Annotated in this window: 19 protein-coding genes; 16 read left to right on the forward strand and 3 right to left on the reverse strand. The window is 65.8% G+C overall.

Annotated features, from left to right (window positions below):
- Position 1 precedes the first annotated feature (1 nt).
- The gene (locus K254_RS0109375) at positions 2 to 1,042 is read right to left on the reverse strand and encodes an isopenicillin N synthase family dioxygenase (RefSeq protein ID WP_026555146.1); all 1,041 of its coding nucleotides are present in this window, start codon (positions 1,040 to 1,042) and stop codon (positions 2 to 4) included.
- A gap of 54 nt (positions 1,043 to 1,096) precedes the next feature.
- Here K254_RS0109375 and K254_RS22620 point away from each other — a divergent pair, with 54 nt between their 5' ends.
- The gene (locus tag K254_RS22620; protein ID WP_051389018.1) at positions 1,097 to 1,375 is read left to right on the forward strand and encodes a GrpB family protein; all 279 of its coding nucleotides are present in this window, start codon (positions 1,097 to 1,099) and stop codon (positions 1,373 to 1,375) included.
- 10 nt (positions 1,376 to 1,385) lie between these two features.
- Here the strand turns inward: K254_RS22620 and K254_RS22625 are convergent, their stop codons facing one another.
- A complete protein-coding gene (locus tag K254_RS22625; protein WP_155848490.1) occupies positions 1,386 to 2,789 on the reverse strand; it encodes an MFS transporter in 1,404 nt (467 codons plus the stop codon).
- A gap of 88 nt (positions 2,790 to 2,877) precedes the next feature.
- Here K254_RS22625 and K254_RS22630 point away from each other — a divergent pair, with 88 nt between their 5' ends.
- The 8 genes from K254_RS22630 (at position 2,878) to K254_RS0109425 (ending at position 13,131) form a co-directional block, all read left to right on the forward strand.
- Positions 2,878 to 3,372: a winged helix-turn-helix transcriptional regulator gene (locus tag K254_RS22630; RefSeq protein ID WP_051389019.1), complete on the forward strand. Its 495-nt coding sequence runs from the start codon at positions 2,878 to 2,880 to the stop codon at positions 3,370 to 3,372.
- Positions 3,373 to 3,439: 67 nt separating this feature from the next.
- Positions 3,440 to 4,057, forward strand: a complete 618-nt coding sequence (locus K254_RS0109395) for a TetR/AcrR family transcriptional regulator (protein ID WP_026555147.1) — start codon at positions 3,440 to 3,442, stop codon at positions 4,055 to 4,057.
- Between the two features lie 268 nt (positions 4,058 to 4,325).
- On the forward strand, positions 4,326 to 5,543 hold the full coding sequence (locus K254_RS0109400; RefSeq protein ID WP_026555148.1) for a family 1 glycosylhydrolase: 1,218 nt from the start codon (positions 4,326 to 4,328) through the stop codon (positions 5,541 to 5,543).
- 33 nt (positions 5,544 to 5,576) lie between these two features.
- Complete coding sequence (locus K254_RS0109405; RefSeq protein WP_051389020.1) at positions 5,577 to 6,869, forward strand: MFS transporter; 1,293 nt, start codon at positions 5,577 to 5,579, stop codon at positions 6,867 to 6,869.
- A 64-nt stretch (positions 6,870 to 6,933) separates the two neighbouring features.
- Positions 6,934 to 9,189 (forward strand): glycoside hydrolase family 3 C-terminal domain-containing protein, encoded by a 2,256-nt coding sequence (locus K254_RS0109410; RefSeq protein ID WP_026555150.1) that lies wholly within the window; start codon positions 6,934 to 6,936, stop codon positions 9,187 to 9,189.
- Between the two features lie 109 nt (positions 9,190 to 9,298).
- The gene (locus K254_RS22635) at positions 9,299 to 9,913 is read left to right on the forward strand and encodes a PadR family transcriptional regulator (RefSeq protein ID WP_081709989.1); all 615 of its coding nucleotides are present in this window, start codon (positions 9,299 to 9,301) and stop codon (positions 9,911 to 9,913) included.
- Positions 9,914 to 9,957: 44 nt separating this feature from the next.
- Positions 9,958 to 11,721, forward strand: a complete 1,764-nt coding sequence (locus K254_RS22640) for a sulfatase (protein WP_035749172.1) — start codon at positions 9,958 to 9,960, stop codon at positions 11,719 to 11,721.
- A gap of 63 nt (positions 11,722 to 11,784) precedes the next feature.
- Positions 11,785 to 13,131, forward strand: a complete 1,347-nt coding sequence (locus K254_RS0109425) for an MFS transporter (protein ID WP_026555151.1) — start codon at positions 11,785 to 11,787, stop codon at positions 13,129 to 13,131.
- 44 nt (positions 13,132 to 13,175) lie between these two features.
- Here K254_RS0109425 and K254_RS0109430 read toward each other — a convergent pair whose 3' ends face one another.
- On the reverse strand, positions 13,176 to 13,646 hold the full coding sequence (locus K254_RS0109430; protein ID WP_155848491.1) for a hypothetical protein: 471 nt from the start codon (positions 13,644 to 13,646) through the stop codon (positions 13,176 to 13,178).
- Positions 13,647 to 13,829: 183 nt separating this feature from the next.
- On the opposite strand from K254_RS0109430, the gene K254_RS0109435 reads away from it, so the two are divergent.
- The 7 genes from K254_RS0109435 to K254_RS0109465 all read left to right on the forward strand — a co-directional run bounded on the left by K254_RS0109435 (position 13,830) and on the right by K254_RS0109465 (position 21,809).
- Positions 13,830 to 14,720, forward strand: coding sequence for a MurR/RpiR family transcriptional regulator (locus tag K254_RS0109435; protein ID WP_231391801.1), 891 nt, complete (start codon positions 13,830 to 13,832; stop codon positions 14,718 to 14,720).
- Between the two features lie 65 nt (positions 14,721 to 14,785).
- Positions 14,786 to 16,924, forward strand: coding sequence for an outer membrane protein assembly factor BamB family protein (locus K254_RS0109440; RefSeq protein WP_035749173.1), 2,139 nt, complete (start codon positions 14,786 to 14,788; stop codon positions 16,922 to 16,924).
- A gap of 107 nt (positions 16,925 to 17,031) precedes the next feature.
- Entirely contained in the window at positions 17,032 to 17,871 is an 840-nt protein-coding gene (locus K254_RS0109445) for a carbohydrate ABC transporter permease (RefSeq protein WP_231391802.1), read from the forward strand.
- Entirely contained in the window at positions 17,868 to 18,689 is an 822-nt protein-coding gene (locus K254_RS22645; protein ID WP_035749174.1) for a carbohydrate ABC transporter permease, read from the forward strand. The genes K254_RS0109445 and K254_RS22645 overlap by 4 nt, the downstream gene beginning before the upstream one ends.
- Before the next feature lie 60 nt (positions 18,690 to 18,749).
- On the forward strand, positions 18,750 to 20,054 hold the full coding sequence (locus tag K254_RS22650; protein ID WP_051389021.1) for an extracellular solute-binding protein: 1,305 nt from the start codon (positions 18,750 to 18,752) through the stop codon (positions 20,052 to 20,054).
- A 4-nt stretch (positions 20,055 to 20,058) separates the two neighbouring features.
- Positions 20,059 to 21,177 (forward strand): ABC transporter ATP-binding protein, encoded by a 1,119-nt coding sequence (locus K254_RS22655; protein WP_081709991.1) that lies wholly within the window; start codon positions 20,059 to 20,061, stop codon positions 21,175 to 21,177.
- Positions 21,174 to 21,809, forward strand: coding sequence for an HAD family hydrolase (locus K254_RS0109465; RefSeq protein ID WP_026555156.1), 636 nt, complete (start codon positions 21,174 to 21,176; stop codon positions 21,807 to 21,809). Before K254_RS22655 ends, K254_RS0109465 begins: the two co-directional genes overlap by 4 nt.
- Positions 21,810 to 21,858: the final 49 nt, after the last annotated feature.

Below are 21,858 nucleotides of genomic sequence, written 5' to 3' on the forward strand. Positions count from 1 at the left end.
TTCAGCCCGTTGGGGGCCCCTGGAGCAGCTCTGGGTGGTGGATCCGCGCGACCTGGGGGTGGGCACGAAGCCAGCCCTTGAGCACGTTGGCTCCATAGGAGGCGAGCATCGGGTTGTCCGGATCATCGGAGATTCCCCGCGCCTGGTCGGCGAGCGCCGGCGGCAGGGCCACGGGATCGATGACGGCGTCGAGCCGGGGCGACCAGAAGAAGGGGATCGTGTAGCGGTCAACGCCGGCCGGCGGAGCTTCGACACGGTGGATGGTGGCCGCGAGGTAGCCCTGGGTGGCGACCTCCAGCATTTCCCCGAGGTTGACCACCAGCGCACCCGGGAGGGGCTCGACCGGAATCCAGTCCTCGCTCCCGGGCGGCAGAACCTGCAGGCCGCCGACCTCGTCCTGCAGCAGGAGGGTGATGAACCCGTAGTCGGCATGGGCGCCCACCCCCTGGCTGCCGGCCTCCTTGACCACTCCCCCCACGTAGTGGATGAGCTTGGCCATCCAGGCCGGCGTTCCGGTGAAGGCATCGTTGAAATGGTCTTCGGGCAGCTCAAGGGCGACGGCGATGGCACTGAGCAGTTCGGCGCCCACCCCGGACAGCAGCTCGGCCCAGGCCATGGAGATCCTGCGCAACTCCGGCAGGGATTTGTCCGGCCAGAGGTTGGGCCCCTGGACCAGCCAATAGGGCTCCTCCGCTGGATAGCGTTCGACGGCGGGGCGTTCAGGACCGAAGTCCAGCTGCTCGCGGGCGTCCGGGCGCCCCTGGGTGATTTCGTGGCCCAGCCGCGTGTAGCCGCGGAAGTGCGGGGACTTGCGGTTGTCCAACTCCAGACGATCTTCGAGCGGGAGGTCGAAGAACCGGCGCGTGACCTCGAAGAGCTCACCGACCCGCTCCGCGCCTGCCCCGTAGCTGGTCAGCTGGAAGAAGCCCACCCGATGGGCGGCGTCGCGGAGTTCGCTGATGAACACGGGGCTGAACTGACCGTCTCCGTTTCTGGCCGTGCTCAGGTCCAGAACTGGAATTGACGAGGATCGTGCGTCCATGTCTGCAACCTACCACCGCCGTCTCCGGTACTGAATGGCACGGCTGATTCGGAAATGCCATGGGCTCGATCCAGCGAGGCGTTCGACGTACTCTCTGGACTTCCCTACCACCACCTGTATCTGGTGGTGGTAGGCAGCGAGCCGCATCGGGACCATGTCGACCTCCGCAACCACCTCCGGGCCTCCCCCATCGCGGCCGCGCGCTACGCCGCTGTGAAACGGGAGCTGGCTCCCTTGCTCGCAGTTGACCGGCAGCAATACGTCGAGGGGAAGAGCGCCATCGTCACGGAGCTGCTGGCGCAGGCCCGTGCCGAAGCCGCCCCACCCGCCTGACGGGAGGAGGCTAGACCTCCACGTCGATTGGCCGCACCGATGCGGCATCGCCGGCGTCCGCCGTCGTGCCTGCACCACGGGACCGTCCGCGGATCAGCAGCGCGGAGAGGACGCCGGCCAGACCGGAGCAGGAGAGAACTATCCAGGCCAGCTGATAGCTGGACGCGTTGGTTCCTGCACCGACAATCGCGATCAAGGCGGCGACGCCGAGGGCGCTGCCGATCTGCCGTGCGGTGTTGAGGACGCCGGTGCCGGTGGCGTAGGACTCCGGCGGAAGAGGGCTGACTCCCCCGGCCAGGAAGCCGGTCTGCGCTACGCCGGCACCTGCTCCCGTCACGGCTAGCCCGGCAAACATCACGGGGACCGACTCTGCGCCTGCACCCAGGAGGAGGGCCCACAGCGCCCCGCCAAGAACGAACAGTGCGCTGCCAAGCCCTGCCAGCCAGCGCGGGCTCAGCCGCGTCCTGCCGGCAAGAAGCGCTGCGGCGACGGCGGTTCCGGGGCCGACGGCGAATCCCAGTCCTGCGACGAGCGGGCTCCAGCCCCAAACGCTCGTCAGGAACAGGCTCCCGCCGAGCAGCATGATGGCGAACCCTATGTAGAAACCGGCCATGCCCACCGCGGCAACGGAGAACGACGCCGTCGAAAACACCCGCAGATCAACGGCGGGCGAGCCTTGAACGAGGCACCGGCGGATGAACCAGACCGTGGCTGCCAGGCTCGCCACGACCATCGTCCACAGCCGCGGACTGCCAAGTCCCCAGTCGGTGGCATAGGACAGCGCGGCAACCAAGGCCCCAATCCCCACGGCGAGCAGGCCAACTCCGACCAGATCCGGGGTCTTGGCCTCCTGACGAGGTTCTTCCTTCATCGAAATGGTGCTCAGAAGCGCAACGATCGCGATGGGTACGTTGATGACGAAGATCCACCGCCAGTCATAGCTGGACAGCAGCCCGCCAAGCACTGGCCCTGCGGCCGCGGCGACGGAGCCGCTGGCGCTCCAGATCGACACCATTTGCTTGTGCCGGCTCTGCTGGTACTGGGCCAGCAGGAGGGCGAGACTGGTGGGCACGATGAGTGCCGCACCCACGCCTTGAAGCCCCCGGGCGCCGATCAGCACGCCGATCCCCGGCGCCACGGCCGCCAGGAGCGAGCCGGCGGCGAACAGTCCGAGCCCGAATCGGAACAACCGCAGCCGACCGAACCTGTCGGCGAGCCGCCCCGAGGGAACAAGCAATGCGGCAAACGCGATCCCGTAGGCATTCAGGATCCACGACATCGTCTGCGGTGCCGCCTCCGGGAAGCTGGCACTGATCGAGGCAAAGGCCAGGTTGACCACGAAGAGGTCGAGCGAGGCCAGCACACTGGCAAGAAGGGTCGCCGCCAACAACCAGCTGCGGCCGGACTCTTCCATCTGACTTGCTTTAGGAAAGCTATGCACGGGACAACGCTATTGGCATAAGCTTGCTTTAAGCAAGTCATTGTGTGGAGAAGAGGTTTTCATGGTCCTGCGTTCCGACTGGTCCCAGCAGCCGTGCCCGATCGCCCGGGGCATCAACGCCGTCGGCGATCCCTGGGTGCTGTTGATCCTGCGGGAACTTGTCGCCGGAGTGAACCGCTTCGACCAGATCCGCGAGCAGGTCGGTGCGGCCGAGAACATTCTCGCCAAGCGCCTGAAGTACATGGTGGATGAGGGACTCGCCGTCCGCACGCCCTATCAGGACGGCCGGCTGCAGAGGTTTGAGTACTTCCCCACCGAGGCCGGCGCCGACGCGCTGCCGATCCTACACGCGTACAGCCTCTGGGCCCAGAAGCACACCCCCAGTGAGGGCTACGGGAGCCGGCTCGGCATCATCTGCCGCAGCTGCGGGCAGGAAAGCTCCAGCGGCGAGGCCTGCAGCAATTGCGGCGCAACCCTGACGACCAAGACCGTCTCGTGGATCCGGCCAACCTATGAGGACCATGCACCGCGGCCCCTCACAGAGAACGTCGCCTGACGGCAAAGAGTGCGCCAACGTCCGCCACGGGACGTTCCACGTCGAGGACCCGGCTACGATCGAAGGCATGGTCAAGAGAGGTTCATACGCCAAGGGTGTCGCCACGAAGGAAGATCTGCTCGATGCCGCTCTGGAAGTGGTGGGGCGCGTCGGCTATGGGCGCAGCTCGGTGCGGGAGATTGCCGAGGAAGTTGGCATCACCCACGCCGGTCTAATGCACCACTTCGGCTCCAAGGACGTCCTCTTCCGCGAGGTCCTGCGCAAGCGGGACGAGGCCTCGCGCGCCCGGGCGGTGGAGGCGGGCATCGAACTTGGCACCCCCGAACATTTGGCCACAACCATCCGGGCCAACGCCGATGTTCCGGGCCTGGTGCAGCTTTACGTGCGGCTTTCCGGCGAAGCGAGCGAGGAAGGCCATGCGGCCCATGCGTACTTCGCCGAACGGTACAGCGAACTCAGAGAGCTTGCCGCGCAACGCGTACGCACGTTCCAGGCCGACGGCAAGCTGCCCGCAGCGTTGGACGCCGAACGAATCGCCACCCTGATCCTGGCTGCCGCCGATGGGTTGCAGTTGCAGTGGCTGTACAAGCGCGACCTGGACATGCCGGACCACATTGACTACATGCTTGAGGCCATGGGCCTGGTGGGGGCCTCCGCCACCACCACAGAGGCGGACGTCAACTAGCCACGCACCCTCCCTCCTGCCGAACCCATCGGGGATCGGCCGCTTTGGCGCGCCATGATTCAGCGCCAAATGCCTGCAAACCAAGCGGTGAAAATACTTCGGAACCACCTCTTGTCCTCGAACACTTACCACTGTAAGGTTTTCATAATCCGCTCTCCTCTCCCAGCGAGACGCGGTCCAGGCTTCTCCCCCATTCCGCCGTGCAGCAGCCGGGCCTCGCCCGGCACCGCCCCGCACAGGCACCCCACCCATCACGTGAAAGGGCAGCATGTCTCCCAACTTCCAGCTTCCAGAAGGCTTCCTCTGGGGCGCCTCCACCGCGGCGCACCAGATCGAAGGCATGAACGTCAACAGCGATTTTTGGGCCTACGAACACAGCGGAATGCTCCCGGAGCGCTTCATGGAAACGAGCGGCGACGCGTGCGACAGCTACCACCGCTGGCCGGAGGACATGGACCTGCTGGCCGGCCTTGGGTTTACGGACTACAGGTTCAGCATCGAGTGGGCGCGCATTGAACCGGTGCCGGGCCAGTTCTCCAACGCCGAGATCGCCCACTATCGGCGCATGGTCGAAGGCGCCGTCGAACGCGGCCTCCGACCCATGCTGACGCTGCACCACTTCACCTGCCCGAGGTGGTTCGACGAACAGGGCGGTTGGGAATCCGACGACGCCGTGGAGCTCTTTGCGCGCTTCGTTGAAGCAGCGGCTCCCATCTTCGAAACGAACGTCGACCATATCTGCACCATCAACGAACCCAATATGGTGGCCGGATTCGCTACTTTGCGCAAGGCCGTCCTGCAGGGCGGCGATGGGAGCGGGATGGACGACCGCAGGCCCGATGAGGCCACCACCGCGTCGCTGATCAAGGCCCACCAGGGGGCCGTGGACGTAATCAAGCGCCTCGCACCGCAGATCCAGGTCGGCTGGTCGGTGGCCATCGCGAACTACTGGGTCGTTGACGGTGGCGAACAGAAGGCGGTGGACATTGCATCGCGTTCGCGCGACGTCTTCGTCCGTGCCGCTGAAGGAAACGATTGGATTGGGGTTCAGGCCTACACCCGCGTGTTCGTCGGGCCCGACGGGCCGCTACCCGTTCCCGAGAACGCACGGAAGACCCTGACGGGCTGGGAGTACTACCCGCCGGCCCTCGGTGAATCTATCCGCAGCGTTGCCCACCTTGTGCCGGAAACGCCCATCATCGTGACGGAGAACGGCATTGCCGAAAGCGACGACGCCGTGCGGGTTGCCTACACGTCCGGGGCCCTGGCGGGCCTGCGCGATGCCGCGGCTGAGGGGATCGACGTGCGTGGCTATTTCCACTGGAGCGCACTCGACAACTACGAGTGGGGCAGCTATGTCCCGACCTTTGGCTTGATTGCGGTGGACCGCAAGACCTTCGAACGGACGCCCAAGCCATCGGCGGCATGGCTCGGCGCGGCAGGTCGGTCGCGATCCATCGCACTGTCCGCCGAGAGCGCCAACTAATACCTGCCTCCACTCCTATGCAAGGAACAGACCATGACATCGTCGTCAGGCAATTCCAGCACCACGGCTTCACTCACCACAGTTCCTCCCCTGCAGCCGGCGGCCCAGGCGGACCGCGGAAAGACCCCCCGCCGGCTCGTCGCCACCATTGCCCCGGCCACTTTCAGCATTTCCCTCGTCTGGGGTGCCGTCCCCTCAATTCTGCTGGCCCTGCAAGTGCAGCAGGCCTTCGGCGAGGAGGCCAAGGTCGCCGTCCTGGCACTTGTCACGACCATTGGCGCCATTGCGGCAATGCTGGCCCAGCCGATCGCCGGAGCGCTGTCAGACCGCACGCGCAGCCGATTCGGCAAGCGCGCACCATGGATCGTCGCCGGGTCCCTGTGCGGCGGGCTCGCGCTGGTCGGCATGGCCTTCGCCAACAACCTTGCGTTCCTGATCGTCGCCTGGGTGATGGTGCAGATCGGCTACAACTTCGCCCAGGGCCCGTTGAGCGCGATCATGCCCGACCGGGTTCCGCGTTCGGTCCGCGGCACGTTTGCGGCCGTTCTGGGGCTGGGATCCATGTTCGGCTCGCTGGGCGGACAGATCTTCGCGGCGTCGCTGTCGAAGAACATCCCGGCCGCATACCTTCTGCTGGCCGGATTCGCCGTGATCGTGCTGACCCTTTTTGTGGTGTTCAACCCGGACCGCTCCAGCAAGGACGCCGCCGTCGAGCCGTTCATCCTGCGGAACTTCGCCCAGACCTTTTGGGTCAGCCCCATCAAACACCCCGACTTCTTTTGGGCGTTCACTTCCAGGATGCTCACCTACGTCGGATACTTCGTGGTGATCGGCTACAAGCTCTACATCCTCCAGGACTATCTTGGCCTGGGCCAGGATGCGATAGGCCTCATCCCGGCGCTGGGTCTCATATCCCTTGCCGGATTGCTGGTGAGCACTCTTGCGGCCGGCCGGCTTTCGGACCGGATGGAGCGCAGAAAGCCGTTCGTTTTCGCCTCGGGATTGATCGTCGCCACAGCCCTGTTCATTCCGCTGGTGCTGCCAACCGTGGCGGGGATGTTGATCATGGCAGGCCTGGCAGGCTTCGGATTCGGCTGTTTCCAGGCGGTTGATGCCGCGCTCATCTCCGAGGTCCTCCCGTCCGACCGCTCTTTTGCGAAAGACCTCGGCGTGGTCAACATTGCCGTGACACTGCCGCAGATACTCGCCCCCGCCGTGGCCGGCGCCATCGTGCTGGCGTTTGGCTACGCGCCGCTCTTCCCCATCGGCGCCGCCATCGGCGTCCTCGGCGCCCTGGCCGTCATCCCCATCAAATCGGTCAAGTAGCACCCCCTCATCCAGCTCCGAGTTCCTCGGACCACCAGTACATCGAGCAGAAGGACGCCCTGACATGACGAACACCAACAACACCGCCGAGCTGAGCCTGGATCAAAAGGCCGCCCTGACCTCCGGAGCCGGGTGGTGGGACACCGTCGCCTGCCCTGAGGCCGGAATCCCCGCCGTCGTGATGTCCGACGGCCCGCACGGGGTCCGCTTCCAAGAGGCCGACGCCGACCACCTGGGCCTGTCCAGCAGCGCGCCCGCCACCTGCTTCCCGCCCGCCGTCGCCCTCGGTTCCAGCTGGGACCGCAGCCTGGCGCACCGCGTTGCCGCTGCCTTGGGCCGAGAGGCACAGTCCTTTGGCGTCAACGTTCTGCTGGGCCCCGGCATCAACATCAAGCGCAGCCCGCTGTGCGGGCGCAACTTTGAATACTTCTCGGAAGACCCGCTGCTCAGTGGGGAGCTTGGGGTGGCCTGGGTGAACGGCCTCCAGTCCCAGGGCGTCGGCGCGTCATTGAAGCACTTCGCCGCCAACAACCAGGAGACGGACCGGCTGACGGTCAGTGCGGACATCGCAGCGCGACCGCTCCAGGAAATCTACCTGAGGGCCTTCCGCCGTGTCGTGAGGGAGGCCAAGCCCTGGACCGTCATGTGCTCCTACAACCGGGTCAATGGTGTGTACGCCTCCCAGAATCCCTGGCTGCTCACCGACGTGCTGCGGGATGACTGGGGGTACGACGGCGTGGTGGTCTCGGACTGGGGCGCCGTGGTGGACAGGGTCAAGGGACTTGCCGCCGGAATGGACCTGGAAATGCCCACGTCCTCCGGCAATGGCCCCGCCCAGGTGGCCGCGGCCGTGCGCGCCGGCGCCTTGGATGAGGCAGCACTGGACCGCAGTGTGGCCCGGTTGGCCGATCTTGCCGCCAAGAGCGGCGGCGGCGCCCGCCCCGGAACCACCTTTGATCCGGCAGTCCACCATGCGCTCGCCCGCGAAGCTGCTCTCCGCAGTGCGGTGCTGCTCAAGAATGACGGAGCCTTGCTGCCCTTGGACCCGGCCACCGGAGGGAAGATCGCCGTGCTGGGCGAGTTCGCGCGCACGCCCCGCTACCAGGGTGCGGGCAGCTCCAAGGTGAACCCGACACGGCTCGACAATGCGCTGGATGCGATCACGGCGATGGCCGGCAACGCAGGGATCAGCTTCGCCCCCGGCTTCACCGTGGACGATGCCGCCGAGTCCACATCAGACTCGGCATTGCGGGAGCAAGCGGTGGCACTGGCCGCAGCGGCCGACGTCGTCCTGCTCTTCCTTGGGCTTCCCGCCAGCTACGAGTCGGAAGGCTTTGACCGGGAGCACATCGATCTGCCGAAGGAACAGACGGAGCTGCTCGACGCTGTCGTGGCCGTCAACCCAAACGTAGCCGTGGTGCTCGCGAATGGCGCAGTGGTGGGCGTTTCCGGCTGGGCGCACAAGGTTCCGGCCATCCTGGAGGGCTGGCTGGGCGGGCAGGCTGGCGGCTCGGCAACGGCGGATCTGCTGTTCGGCATCGCCAACCCCTCGGGCAGGCTCACCGAGACCATGCCGCTGCGGCTCGAAGACACCCCGGCGTATTTGGACTTCCCGGGCGAGGCCGGGCATGTCACCTACGGCGAAGGCCTGTTTGTCGGATACCGGCACTACGACGCCCGAGCGATGGAGGTTTCCTTCCCATTTGGCCATGGTCTCAGCTACACCAGCTTCGAGTACTTGGATCTGCGGATTGAAGCCACCGACGGCGGTGCCCGGCTGACTGTTGCTGTGCGCAACAGCGGCGGCCGTGCAGGACGCGAGGTGGTCCAGGCGTATCTGCAGGCGCCAGGATCCCGTGTGCAAAGGGCCGAACGCGAACTCAAGGGTTTTGGCAGCATCGAATTGCAGCCGGGTGAAACAGGCGTCGTGGTCATCACCGTTCCCCGCGACGACTTCGCCTTCTACGACACCACTGTCCAGGCGTGGCTGGTTGAGGACCTCGAGTACCGCTTCCAGGTGGGCGCATCGAGCCGCGACCTTCGGCTGGACGCCAGCATCCGGATCCACAGCGAGGACTACATCGCCCCGGTGGACAAGGAATCCAATATTGGACAGTGGCTCAGCCATCCAGTCGGTGGACCGGCCCTGCTCCGCCTGATCGAACCGGTGCTGGCAACGTACCGCGCGGGTGCACCGGAGGGATCGCCTCGGGACAAGATGCTGATGGGGACCCGTCTGGGCCAGCTCGCCCAATTCCCCATCATCCCTGTCACCGAGGCGGACCTGGATGCTCTGATGGATCTGGTTTCCGAAAGCTAGGTTCGGCAAAGCATTCCACTTGTGCCATTGATTGATGATTCCACTTGTGCCATAGTTAACCAACCGTGAGCCACATCACGTGTGAAGGTTCGATTATCGGAGACATGCCATGAAGCTCGAATACATTCTGCTCGGGGTGCTGCTGGAGCACCCCAGTACGGGGTACGACCTTAAGAAGTTCCTCGACATGCACGGCCGGTTCCTCCGCTCCAACACTCAGATGAGCCAGGTCTACCGTTCACTGGCATCGATGGAGAAGCAGGGCTGGGTGGGCCACAGCGTGGACCCTCGTCCGGGCGCGCAGGACGCCAAGACCTACCGGGTCACGGACGAGGGAGCCACCGTGTTCCTGGATTGGCTCACCGGCCCATACCACCCGCCCACACGGTTCCAGGACCCTGACCTGACCGTCCGCCTGAGCTTCGCGGGCTTCATGAGCGCCGAGCAGCTCCTGCGGATCATCGATGTTGAGATCCAGACCCGGCAGGCCGAGATCGCCAGGTACCGGCATCGCGACCGCCGCGCGTCCTGGGCTCCGACCATCCCCTTCGATGCCGAACTCGCCGAGGCGATGGGCGAGCGCCTCCATGCCACGGGTGCAGCCGCCGTCGACACGCACGTTGCCACCCTGGTCGGACTGCGCAAGGAACTTCTGGATGGCGGCCTCTCATCGCGCTCCTTCACCTCCACGCCCGAGCAATCGACCCCCGCGGGATCCCACTAGTTCCCAGCCCCTGCCGGCCACCACGCCGGCCCGAAAGGACCACCATGCGCGCCATTGTCCTCATGTTCGACAGCCTCAACCGGCACATGCTCAGCCCGTATGCGGACACCATTGTCCACGCTCCGAACTTCGCCCGCCTCGCCGGACAATCGGTGACGTTCGAGAACTTCTACGCCGGCTCCATGCCGTGCATGCCGGCCCGCCGCGAGATGCACACCGGGCGCTACAACTTCCTGCACCGCAGCTGGGGTCCCCTGGAACCGTTTGACGATTCCATGCCGGAAATGCTCGGCCAGGCCGGCATCCACACCCATTTGGTGTCCGACCATCCCCACTATTGGGAGGATGGCGGCGCCACGTACCACCCCCGCTACACCACGTGGGAGTTCTTCCGCGGCCAGGAGGGCGATCCGTGGAAGGGCGTGGTCGATCCGCAGCATAGCGGCGGTGACTGGCGCTCGGGCCTGAAACGCCAGGATGCCATCAACCGCACCTACATGCCCACCGAGGCCGAGCATTCACAAACACTGACCGTCGACGCCGGGCTCCACTTCGTAGACACCAACCAGGCCGCGGACCAGTGGATGCTGCAGATTGAGCTTTTTGATCCACATGAGCCCTTCTTCACCCACGACGCCTTCAAGGCCATGTACCCGCATGAGTACGATGGCCCGGAATTCGACTGGCCCGGCTACCAGAAGGTCACCGAGCCGGCCGACCAGGTGGAGCATGCACGGTTGGAATACGCGGCACTGGTTTCCATGTGCGACAAATCGCTGGGCCGCGTCCTGGACGCCATGGACAAGTACGACATGTGGAAGGACACGCTGCTGCTGGTCAATACCGACCACGGCTTCCTGCTCGGTGAACATGGCTGGTGGGCCAAGTCCGTCCAGCCATGGTTCAACGAGTTGGTGCACCTGCCCATGTTCCTGTGGGACCCCCGTACGGGCGGGAAGGACGACAGGCGTGGCGCCCTGGCCCAGACCATCGACATCGCACCCACCATGCTGCGGTACTTCGGCCTCGAGCCCACCTCTGATATGCAGGGCCAGGACCTTTCCACCGTTCTGGCCGAGGACAGCGACATCCGCGACGGCGCCCTCTTTGGCATCCACGGCGGCCACGTCAACGTCACCGACGGACGTTACGTCTACATGCGTGCCGCGGCAGCACCTGCCAACGCGCCGCTGGAAAACTACACCCTCATGCCCACCAACATGCGGTCCCGGTTCTCGGTTCAAGAACTTGCCGAGTGGGAGGTGGGTGAACCGTTCTCCTTCACCAAGGGACTGCGCACCCTGCGCATCCAGACCTCCTCAATGCTGAGCTCCTGGACCCACGGAACCCTGCTGTTCGACCTCCAGACGGATCCCGGGCAGAACAACCCCCTCCTTGACGACGGCCTCGAGCTGCGGATGGTGGAACTGCTGGTGCAGCTCATGCACGACAGCGACGCTCCGCAAAGCCAGTTCACCAGGCTGGGGCTGCCGTTTGGCACTGCCCCGGGCAAGGAGCACCTGCTGGCCAGGGAACAGGGAGGGCGCGCCCGCGCGGCCCTGCAGCCCCTGCCTCCGTTGGGCGAGTTCCACGCCGACGGCGCGGCACTGACCGTTCCGCTTCTGGCGCTTCTCCAGGACCAGCGGTCACGGGCCGCCCTAGGGGAACATCTGCCCCATCTGGTCCGGACGGAACTGATCAACATTCCCGCCCAGCTCAGCCTCTACGACCTGGCCAAGGTCAGCCCCATCCCGCTGCCCATCCTGGTTCACCTCGCCGAAGACCTCGCCCCCGTCGCCGCCAGCTAGGCCGCCCCGCGCCCACGGCGCACTCCCCCATCCCTCGACCTGCCAACGAAGACAGGAATTCGCATGGACACCACGACCACCAGCACCACCAAGACCGAAGCATCCCACGACGCACGACGCGTACCCCACAGGTGGCGGAACCTCGCCACACTGACAGGTGTCACAGTTGTCGACAACACCGAAAGCGGCCTGAGCACCACCCTGTTCCCGACCATCGCAGCCGCACTCCATCTGCAAAGCAGCCACTTGGGTCTACTCGCTGCCCTGGGCAAGCTGATCGCCGTCCCGGCAGGGCCGGGCTGGGCCTGGCTGGCCGGGCGCATCGGGCGCCGGGAGACCCTGGTGGCCACCAGCATCGTTGGCGGTGTCTTCGGCATCGCCGCGGGGTTCTCCCAGGACTTTGTCCAGCTGCTCATTTTCAACACATTGATGTCCGCCGCGCTGATCGGCGGCGGTCCCATTGCCAATGCCATCATCGCCGACTCCTTCGAAGACGCGCAGCGCGGCAAGGCTGCGGGCTATTTCTATGGCTTTGTCAGCCTCATCAGCTCCTTCATTGGCCCGCTGATTGCCATGTTCACGGGCCTCACCGATGGGTGGCGCTTCGGAATGTGGTCCATCGGCGTCATCTGCATCCTGGCCAGTCTGCCCGTTGCCTTCCTGTTGAGGGACCCCGGCGTGGGTGCCTCGGAAAGCCAGCTGGCCGATCTGTCCGGCCGCGAGAAGGCCATGCCCAAGGTCACCGTGCGGTCCGTGCTGTCCCTGTTCAGGATTCCTTCGTTCTCCATCATGATGGTGTCGCGGCTGCTCTCCGGCCACCTGCTGATCGCCGTCTTCGGCATCCAGTTCCTGGTCACGGAGCGCGGCTTCACGAATGCCGTTGCGGCCACGGTCCTGCTGCCCTTTGGCCTGGGCTACTTCGCCGGAACCGTCGGCGGCGGGTGGCTCATCACCCTGCTTGACCGAGTGCTGCCGGGCATCGGACGGGTGGCGTACCTCCAGGGCGCCCAGGTGCTGTTCGCCGTCGCCGCCTTCTTTACCACCCAGTTCCGTTACGAGGGCATTGCCGTGTACGGGGTCTTCATGGCCTTGCTGGGCTTCTGCCAGGGGGCCAATCCGCCGGCCAACCGGCCCATCGTGGCCGCCGTCGTCCCGCCGGAACTGCGCAGCCAGGCCTTCGCCATCTTCCTCAATGTGTTCGAGACGATCGGCTGGGCAGTCTTCTCCCTCGGTGCGGGCATTCTTGCCGCATCGCTGGGCATCCAAACGGTGTTCCTGTGGACACTGGTGGTCCTCATGCTGGTCAATGCGTTGGTCCTGTCCGGACTGTACTTCTGCTACCCCCGCGACGTAGCCAGGAACACGGCCATGCTGGAGCAGCGGAGGGCGGACGCACTTCAGGGACGCTGACCTCGGGCGCCGTGTGGCCGACCCATGGCGCCCGAGGAGGTGGGCTAGGCGAGGCCCTTCGATGGGGGCTGTGCCTGGCCCACCGTGATCCGGCGGCGCTCCACGGCGATGGACATCAGCAGGATGGACCAGCCGAGCACGGCAAAGGTGAGGCCAAGATACGGGCCCGTGAAGCCGCTCAGCGGGGAACGCAGCCCGCCAACGTCACCAAACCAGAGCACCGAGTAGACGACGATCATGGCAAGACCGGACAATGCCAGCACCTTGCTCCCAAGCGGGTGGAGGCGCCAATCCCGGAACATCCGAACCCTCTCCCGCGAACCGAGAGGCGCGGTGGTAAAGACAATGAGTCCCCCGGCCATCGGCAGGATCGAGGAAATGGATGAGAAGGGATCCGCACCGCCTCTGAAGCCGGACATGGCCAAAACCACCCCGGCCAGCACCATGGCGGTTCCCGCCAACATCAGCACTTGTCGTTTACGATCCACCATCTGCCACAGATTCCCCAGAGTCATGTCCTCATACTAGGCGTGGCGTTGGGCAGGGGCCGGGCCGCCGGGGTCTCGGCTTCGCCCGACCAGCGGGCGGGGCGGCAGGCTCTGAAACTCAATTTCAAAAGTGAGTCGGTCATGAAATTGTCGTTCAGCGTTAACCCTGGCTGACCCCGGCATTCACCGCGCGCTCCTAGCCTCATTCTTGTGAGCGAAACATTGATCCCAACAGACGCCAGCAGCGGCAACCCGGCTGCGGAGGTCAGCATCCGCGAGCGCCTTCGCTCGGTCCTGCCGGCCCTGAGCCCGGCGGAACGGCGGGTGGGCGACGCGGTCCTGCGCGATCCGCTGGCCGTGATCCACCTGTCCGTGAGCGAGCTGGCAGCCATCGCTGAAACTTCTCCCGCAACAGTGGTGCGCTTATGCGTCAGTCTGGGTCTGCGCGGCTACCACGAACTCAAAATCACCCTCGCCACCGAATCGAGTTCCAGCGAGCGCCAGGCGCTCGGCGAGATCGCCCCCGGCGACGACACCGCGCAGATCATGGCGAAAGTCATGGAGGGGACGGCGCGGGCCGTCACCTTCGCCGCCGAGAACATCGACTCGGCGGTGTTGGACACTATTGTCGGCCACGTCCTGGGAGCACGCCGTGTGCTCTTCGGTGCCGTGGGCACCAGCGCACCGCTGGCCCTTGATGCCGCCTACCGGCTGAACCAGCTGGGCATTGACGCGTCCTTTGCTCCGGATGTCCACACGCAGCGTGTCACCGCCCGGATGCTGCGGCCGGGCGATGTCCTCTTCGCCATCAGCCACAGTGGATCGACCTTTGAAACCCTTGCAACGGCGCGGTCGGCACAGGCATCCGGAGCCACCACCATTGCTTTGACCAGCTTCTCGCGCTCCCCGCTGACAGAAGTCGTTGACCTCAGCCTGGTGGCCGGGAGTGAGGAAACAGCGTACCGCGTGGAGGCCATGGTCAGCCGTGTGGTCCACCTGACAGTGCTCGACGCCCTTTTTGTGGCACTCACATTGCGCAGCCCCACCAGCCGCGCCCATCTGGCTTTGACCGAAGACGTCCTCGTCGAACACCGCCTCTGACCGGCGCCAACCGCCGGTCTTGGCACCGTCCCTGTTTCCACCCCTCTCATTGAAGGACTACTACTGTGCACGGAAAGATCACCTACTCCCCAGGCATCCCGGCCGAGGGCATCGCAGTAACCAACGGCCGCCATGTCACCGTGACGGGTCCTGACGGCAGCTACGGGCTGCCGCACGAAGGCCGTTTCGTCGTCGTCACCCGCCCCACCGACTACACGGCCTCCCCCTGGTGGAAGCCCACGCCGGCCGACGACGCCGAGGCTGTGGACTTCGAGCTCACGGCCCAGCCGCAGACACTCCCCTATGAATTCGTCCACCTGACCGACACCCACATGAGCCTGCCGGCAGTGCCCGGCACCACGCCGCCGTCGGACTTTGGCCTGTACAGCGAGGGCAGCCTGCCGGGGCAGATCACCGATTTCCTGGACCGTCTGGGCGAGTACGCCCCGGCGGCGCAGAGCATCATGGTCACGGGAGACCTGGTCGACCACGGGCTGGCCGGGGAGTATGAGGCGTACATCGCCGCCATGGCCCAGAGCCCAGTCCCCGTCCACCTGATCCCGGGCAACCATGACCACATGAATGGGACCCACGGCGGTGTCATCAGCCGCAACAACTACCTCACCAACCAGGGCACACCGGATCTGTACGAGCACTACCTGGGCCCGCGCTGGTACAGCTTCGATGTCGCGGGCCTCCACGTCGTCACGCTGGACTGGCACAGCCATGAACTCGGACTGGACCACGAGATCCAGAATGAGTGGATCCGGGCCGACCTCGCCCAGCGTCCGGAGGGCAGTCCATGGATCCTCCTTTTCCACGACCAGCCCAACTTCTCCATCACCGATGAACTCCCGTGGCAGCCCATTGCGGCCTTCTCCGGACACTGGCACACCTCCCGGGTGGTGGAGGTGGACGGGACGATGCACGTCAACAGCCCGACGTCGTTCTTTGCGAATCTGGACTACTCCCCGCCGGCCTTCCGCCGCGTCACCTGGGACGGCGAGCGCATCACGCTGAAGACGCAGACCCTCGCCGCTGGCTCCCACCAGAACCTCGGTGCCACCAGCCAGGCCACCTTTGCCGCATCGTCAAGCCCCAGCTCCCACCCGGCCATCCTGTGGCGGAGCGAGCTGGCCGGTGCCGGACACCGCCAGCGAGCCGCGGTCGAGAATGGACTGGTGTTCGCCGGTGGGCAGATCGAGGACCGGGCCGCCGGCACTGTCGAGGCTTTTGACCTCGCCACCGGTGAGCTGGTGTGGCGGGCCGCAACATCTTCGGCCGTGAAGACGACGCCGGCTCCGGCCGGGGACGTCGTGGTCGCTGCGGAGGTGAGCGGTGATCTGACAGCCCTGGACGTCGCCAGCGGCGACGTCGTGTGGCGGCTGCCCTCCAGCGATGCGCTGCGCCGATTCGTCTGGGGCAGCCCGACGGTGGCCGACGGAATCGTCTATCTGGGCGACCAGTCAGACCTGCGGGCCGTCGATGTGGCCACCGGCGACGTCGTGTGGCGCCGCACCGACCTCTCACCCCACCACAACCTGGTCAATCACTCGGCACCGCTGGTTCTCGAGGGTCTGCTGGTCATGGGGTTCTGGCCCACGCCCCAGCACCCCATTGGACTGGATGCCCTCACCGGAGATTCGGTGTGGACGCCGGCCTCGTGGGAGGGCGATGATCCGTTTGCCGAAATGAAGCGCCTGCTCATCATGGGTACAGCCAGCTTTGACGCCGAGACGGACACCGTGCTGATGCCGGCCTTCGGCAGCACCACTGGTGTTGACCGGGCCACGGGCAAATCCCTGTGGGTCCAGAAGCACGCCGGCGGATTCAGTCCGGCGACCCCGCTCGTGACGGATCGTGGCTATGTGGTGACGGCCGCAGCGCACGGCATCCGCATGCTCGAACGCGGCTCGGGCGAGACCGTCTGGGACCTGCCGATCACCGGCCGGGCACCATTCCCGATGTCTTCCTACACCAAGGCACCTCATCCGGTGATCGCCGCGCCCACCCTGGTGGACGGGCAGTTGCTGCTGCCGGGGCTTGACGGCGTCATCCGCCGGATCACGCTCGACGGCGACGTGGTGGGGCAGGCCCAGCTGGCCTCACCGCTTGCGGCAAGCCTGGTGCTCGCCGGGGACCGCCTCATCGGCGTCGGCACCGATGGCAACGTTTTGGCGCTTTCCCTGGACATCGCATCATGACCACGACCACAACGCAGCCACAACCCAGAACGGCCGCCGCCCCCAGGCCGGGCGGCCCGGAAACGGCCGCCGCACGGAAGCCGCGTGGGCGGTCCCGTCTCGTGCCGGTGATCTTCCTTCTCCCTGCGGGTCTGGGCATCACTGTGTTCGTCATCGCGCCCGCGCTGCTCTCGCTGGTGGCCAGCTTCTTCAAGGTCCCCCTGGCCGGCGGGCGCTGGCAGTGGGCGGGCCTGTCCAACTTCACCCGAGTGCTGGGCGACCCCGCCGTACTCCAGTCCATCGGCAACACGCTGGCCTATTCGGCAATGACCATCGTGCCCAGCCTCGTGATCGGCCTGTCTCTGGCCCTGCTGGCCAACTCCGTTGGACGCGGCCGGCCGCTGGTGCGGACCGCCCTGTTCCTGCCCATGACGGCGAACTTGGTGGCCATGGCCGTCGTCTTTCGGTGGCTCTTCGCCTTCCAGGGTGGGTTCGTCAACCAACTGCTCGGTATCGCTGGAATCGGTGCCGTCAATTGGCTCGGCGACCCCAACACCTCGCTCTTGACGGTGGCACTGGTTGGTGTCTGGCGCAGCGCATCCTTCAGCATGATGATCTTCTTTGCCGGGCTGGCCACCATCCCCGGCACCATCCATGAAGCAACCAAGGCCGAGGGCATCCGCGGCTACACCAAACTCACCCGCGTCATTCTGCCCATGATGAAACCCACGGTTGTCTTCGCCACGGTGCTGGCCGTGCTCTCCTCGGTCCAGGCCTTCGACACCATCAATGTGATGACCCAGGGCGGGCCGCAGGGATCGAGTGAAACCCTGCTGACCATGAGCTGGAAACTCGGGTTCAGCTACTTCGACCTCGGCGCGGCCTCGGCCCTGTCCTTTCTGCTTCTGGTGGTGCTGGTCGGCATCGGCCTGGTGCAGCGCCGCCTGCTCTCCGGAGGTTCCAAGTGATCCATATTGTGCGCTCCCTGCGCTGGACGCTCATTGCGCTGGCCGTCAGCATCTCGCTGTTTCCCTTCTACTGGATGCTCCGGACGGCTCTGGCCCCGGCCGACCAGGTCTTCTTCAACGGCATCTCGCCGCTGCCCTCCAGCATTGACTGGTCCAACTTTGCCCGGGCCTGGGAGAAGGCGCATCTGGGCAATGCGATCGTCGACGGCCTGGTCATGACGCTGTCCATCCTTGTCCTGCAATTGGTGACCTGCATTCCGGCCGCCTACGTTCTGGCCAAGGTCAAGATGCGAGGTTCCGGATTCGCTCTGGCCGTCGTCATCGGCTGCCTGCTGGTCCCGGCCCAGGTGACACTGATCCCAACCTTCATCGGGATCAACGCCGCCGGGCTCGCCAACTCCCTGCCTGGGCTGGTGCTGCCGTTCATGACCAGCGCGTTTGGCATCTTTCTGTTGCGACAGCAGATGATGTCCATTCCCGATTCCCTCATGGAGGCCGCCAGGACCGATGGCTTGGGGCACTTCCGGACCCTGTGGAACGTCGTCATTCCCATTGCGGGCCCCGGCATCGCCGCGTTCAGTGTCTTCTCGGTGTTCACGCACTGGAACGACTACATGTGGCCCCTGCTCATCGCCCGAAGCCCCTCCCTGGCCACGCCGCCGCTGTCCCTTGCCATCTTCCAGCAAGGTGACATCGGCTTCGACTACTCGGCCCTTGCCGCCGGCGCTGCCATCGTCACAGCCCCCGTCGTCATCCTCTTCCTTGTCGCCCAGAAGAGGTTCGTCCAGGGCATGAGCGGCTCGGAAATCCCCGGCTGATTCCGCCCGCTACTCCCGTACACCAGACCTTCCCACTCTGCACACCTTAGGAGCACAGCCATGTCCAAAAACATCTCCCTTCGCAGCCTCGGCGCCCTTGCCGCCGGAGCCCTGCTGCTCTCCGGATGCTCCGCATCCGCCGGCACAGACCCCCAGGCCGCCGTCGCCACAGCAGCCACAGACATCTCCACCTGCAATCCGGCACAGAGCCCCATCAGCGTCACCTTCGGCCCCCAGGCCAAGGAGTCCGTTGCCATCGCCGCGGCCAGCCTGGAAGCCAAATACCCGGGGCTGAAAGTCTCGGCCACGCCGACGTCGACCAGCAGCTATGACGACCTCACCAAGTCAGTGGTCGCAGACATCGCCGTGGGCAAGCGCCCCGATGTGATCATGACCGGCCTGGGCCAGCTGAAGTTCTGGGTCGACACCTACTCCCCCGCACCGATCAATGTCGATGCCCTGCCAGCCGGGTACCAGAAGCAGTTCCTGGGCGCCGGCACCGTCAGCGACACCGTGTACCTTGCCCCCGCCCAGATCTCCGCCCCCGTCCTGCTGGTCAACCAAAGCGCCCTGGACGCCGCTGGAGCCGGCAAAGCCGCCGACATCAAGACCCTGGCCGATCTGAAGGCAGCGGCCGAGAAGGTCAGCGCGAAGACAGGCGCCCCCTCCGTCAGCATCCCTGCACAGGGCCTCACCGACTGGTTCAGCCAGGCCTTCGTCCAGGGCTCCGGTGAGACCTTCGTGAACACCGACGGATCGGCCGGCTTTGGCTCGGACAAATCCGTGAAGGCGCTCTCGATCTGGCCGGAACTGAAGAACAAGAACCTCGAGCTCGGCGTCGGGGACCAGGATGCCATGGCCGCGTTCACCAGCGGCAAGGCGGCTTTCTTCGTCTACACCACATCGGTGATCGCCAGCCTGCAGAAGAGCATCGGCACCTCCTTCGACTGGATGCCTGTGGACCTGCCCAGCGTCGGCGGTGAAAAGGGTGCCCTGCCCGCCGGCGGCAACGGCTGGGTGGTGCTCAGCGACGAATCCTGCCGGGCCGCCTACTCCAACGCCCTCATCGGCGAACTCTTGTCCCCCGAGGCCGTGGCCGGGGCCAGCGGGACCTCCTACAGCTACATCCCCGTTAACGCCGACGCCGGAAAGTCCCTGCTGGCTAGCTCGGCCGCCACCCCGCAGCTGACCTATGCCTGGAGCTACGACAAGCCGCTGACCCCGTGGGGCGGCTTCGAGGGAAGCAAGGTGGCGCAGGTCAATGATGCGATCCGTTTGATGGCACAGCAGCTGCAGTCCGGTGCGGAGCCGGCCAAGGCCGTCAGCCAGGCAGCCGGCAGCGTCAACGCGATTGTGGGGAAGTAGCACCATGACCTCCGTTGAACTTGCAGGAATACAGAAGAGCTTTGGCTCCGTGAAGGCGCTGGACGGCATCAACCTGGCAATCCACGACGGCGAGAACTTCGCCATCCTGGGCCCGTCCGGATCGGGAAAGTCGACGCTGCTGCGCGTCATTGCCGGGCTGGAAGACGCGGACGCCGGGACCGTCAGCTTCGGCGGGGTGCCTCAATCCAACGTCCCGCCGCACCTTCGTGACGCCGCCATTGTCTTCCAGCACTTTGCCCTGTACCCGCACCTGTCCTCGCTGGAGAACATCACCCTCGGTCTGCGCCACGGCCTGGGCCTGCCGAAGCAGGAGGCTGAGAACCGCGCACGGGAGGTTGCCTCACGCATGCAGGTGGAGCATTTGCTGCCCCGCAAGCCGAAGGAGATGTCCGGTGGCCAGCGCCAGCGGATCGCCCTGGCCCGCGCGTTGGCCCGCCGGAGCGGAATCGTGCTCCTCGATGAACCGTTGTCCGGACTGGACGCCCAGCTGCATGCGGTGCTTCGCCTGGAAATTGCCTCGCTGCTCCGCTCCGTCGGGGCAACGGGCATCAACGTGACCCACGACCAGCTTGACGCCATGGCCATGGCGGACCGCATTGCCGTGATCAACCACGGCCGCATCGAACAGCTTGGCACCCCGGATGAGCTCTATGCAGTGCCGGAAACGCTGTTTGTTGCCTCGTTCATCGGCTCCCCTGCCATGAATCTGCTGCCGGTTGACGCAGCCTCCGCCATGTCCGCCTTCGGACGGCACCGGGTGGAAGCTGGCCAGGACATTACGCTCGGGGTGCGTGCCGAGGACCTCCAGCTGGTGCCGACGCCGGATGAACCCGCCCGCCACGCAGATGACAGGTTCTGGAGCATCACCGGGACAGTGGGCCTGGTGGAGCCGACGGGCAAGGACCGTGTGGTGCAGTTGCTCACTGGAACCGGCCAGCCCCTCGCGTTCCGCTGCGAGGTGGCCCAGACACCAGCCATCGGCGCACGCGCAACGGTGGCCTGCCAGGCATCTGCGGTGCACGCCTACTCCACCACTGACGGGCGTCGCCTCGGCAGCGCCGAGGCCGCCGGCGTTCTGCTGGAGAGCGAGGCGTTCGCATGATGGATGGCTCCCTGGCCGACACCATGGTGATGTTCGACTGGAACGGCACCATCGTCCTGGACGCGGACCGGGCCCACGGGGCGCTCAACGCCGTCCTGCACAAGAGGGCCCTGCCCACGCTGGACGGCGAGCAGTTCACGGCACGGTTCAAGCTCCCCATGGCGGAGATGTTCGCCGCGCTGGGCGTGGACGGCACCGAGCTGGCAACGGCGGAGGATGAATGGAACGGCAGCATGTCCAGCGCCACCACACGGCTGCGCAGCGGCGTTGCCACCTCGCTGCCAACCCTTTCCGAGGAGGGGGCCTGGCTAGGCGTGGTGTCGGCGGCGTCCGCCACGGCCGTGGCCTTTGACCAGCGCACCCTCGCGGTTCCGGCCGTGTGGCAGGTGGTGGAGGCGCCAATTGCAGACAAGCTGTCGCAGTTGAGCTCCCGCCGCGGCCAGCGGGCACGGGCGTTCTATGTCGGCGACACCGCCTATGACATGCAGTGCGCGGCGGCCGCCGGATACACGGCCATCGGTGTGGCCAATGGCTACGCCGCCGTCCGGACCCTGTGGGATGCAGGGGCCGAGCATGTGGTCGAGTCGTTGGAGGACGTCGCTTCGATCGTGCGGGACCGTTCGACCCCCTAGACCGGTGATTGAGCCTGCCGAAATCCGGTGAGACAGGAGTGTCTCCAAG

Origin of the sequence: Arthrobacter sp. 35W (assembly GCF_000482545.1) — a bacterium.
Taxonomy (GTDB): Bacteria; Actinomycetota; Actinomycetes; order Actinomycetales; family Micrococcaceae; genus Specibacter.

Excerpts from the sequence above, each read along its gene's own strand:
- K254_RS0109375 (WP_026555146.1), bottom strand. The coding sequence starts at position 1,042 with ATGGACGCACGATCCTCGTCAATTCCAGTTCTGGACCTGAGCACGGCC.
- K254_RS22620 (WP_051389018.1), top strand. The coding sequence starts at position 1,097 with ATGCCATGGGCTCGATCCAGCGAGGCGTTCGACGTACTCTCTGGACTT.
- K254_RS22625 (WP_155848490.1), bottom strand. The coding sequence starts at position 2,789 with ATGGAAGAGTCCGGCCGCAGCTGGTTGTTGGCGGCGACCCTTCTTGCC.
- K254_RS22630 (WP_051389019.1), top strand. The coding sequence starts at position 2,878 with ATGGTCCTGCGTTCCGACTGGTCCCAGCAGCCGTGCCCGATCGCCCGG.
- K254_RS0109395 (WP_026555147.1), top strand. The coding sequence starts at position 3,440 with ATGGTCAAGAGAGGTTCATACGCCAAGGGTGTCGCCACGAAGGAAGAT.
- K254_RS0109400 (WP_026555148.1), top strand. The coding sequence starts at position 4,326 with ATGTCTCCCAACTTCCAGCTTCCAGAAGGCTTCCTCTGGGGCGCCTCC.
- K254_RS0109405 (WP_051389020.1), top strand. The coding sequence starts at position 5,577 with ATGACATCGTCGTCAGGCAATTCCAGCACCACGGCTTCACTCACCACA.
- K254_RS0109410 (WP_026555150.1), top strand. The coding sequence starts at position 6,934 with ATGACGAACACCAACAACACCGCCGAGCTGAGCCTGGATCAAAAGGCC.
- K254_RS22635 (WP_081709989.1), top strand. The coding sequence starts at position 9,299 with ATGAAGCTCGAATACATTCTGCTCGGGGTGCTGCTGGAGCACCCCAGT.
- K254_RS22640 (WP_035749172.1), top strand. The coding sequence starts at position 9,958 with ATGCGCGCCATTGTCCTCATGTTCGACAGCCTCAACCGGCACATGCTC.
- K254_RS0109425 (WP_026555151.1), top strand. The coding sequence starts at position 11,785 with ATGGACACCACGACCACCAGCACCACCAAGACCGAAGCATCCCACGAC.
- K254_RS0109430 (WP_155848491.1), bottom strand. The coding sequence starts at position 13,646 with ATGACTCTGGGGAATCTGTGGCAGATGGTGGATCGTAAACGACAAGTG.
- K254_RS22650 (WP_051389021.1), top strand. The coding sequence starts at position 18,750 with ATGTCCAAAAACATCTCCCTTCGCAGCCTCGGCGCCCTTGCCGCCGGA.
- K254_RS22655 (WP_081709991.1), top strand. The coding sequence starts at position 20,059 with ATGACCTCCGTTGAACTTGCAGGAATACAGAAGAGCTTTGGCTCCGTG.
- K254_RS0109465 (WP_026555156.1), top strand. The coding sequence starts at position 21,174 with ATGATGGATGGCTCCCTGGCCGACACCATGGTGATGTTCGACTGGAAC.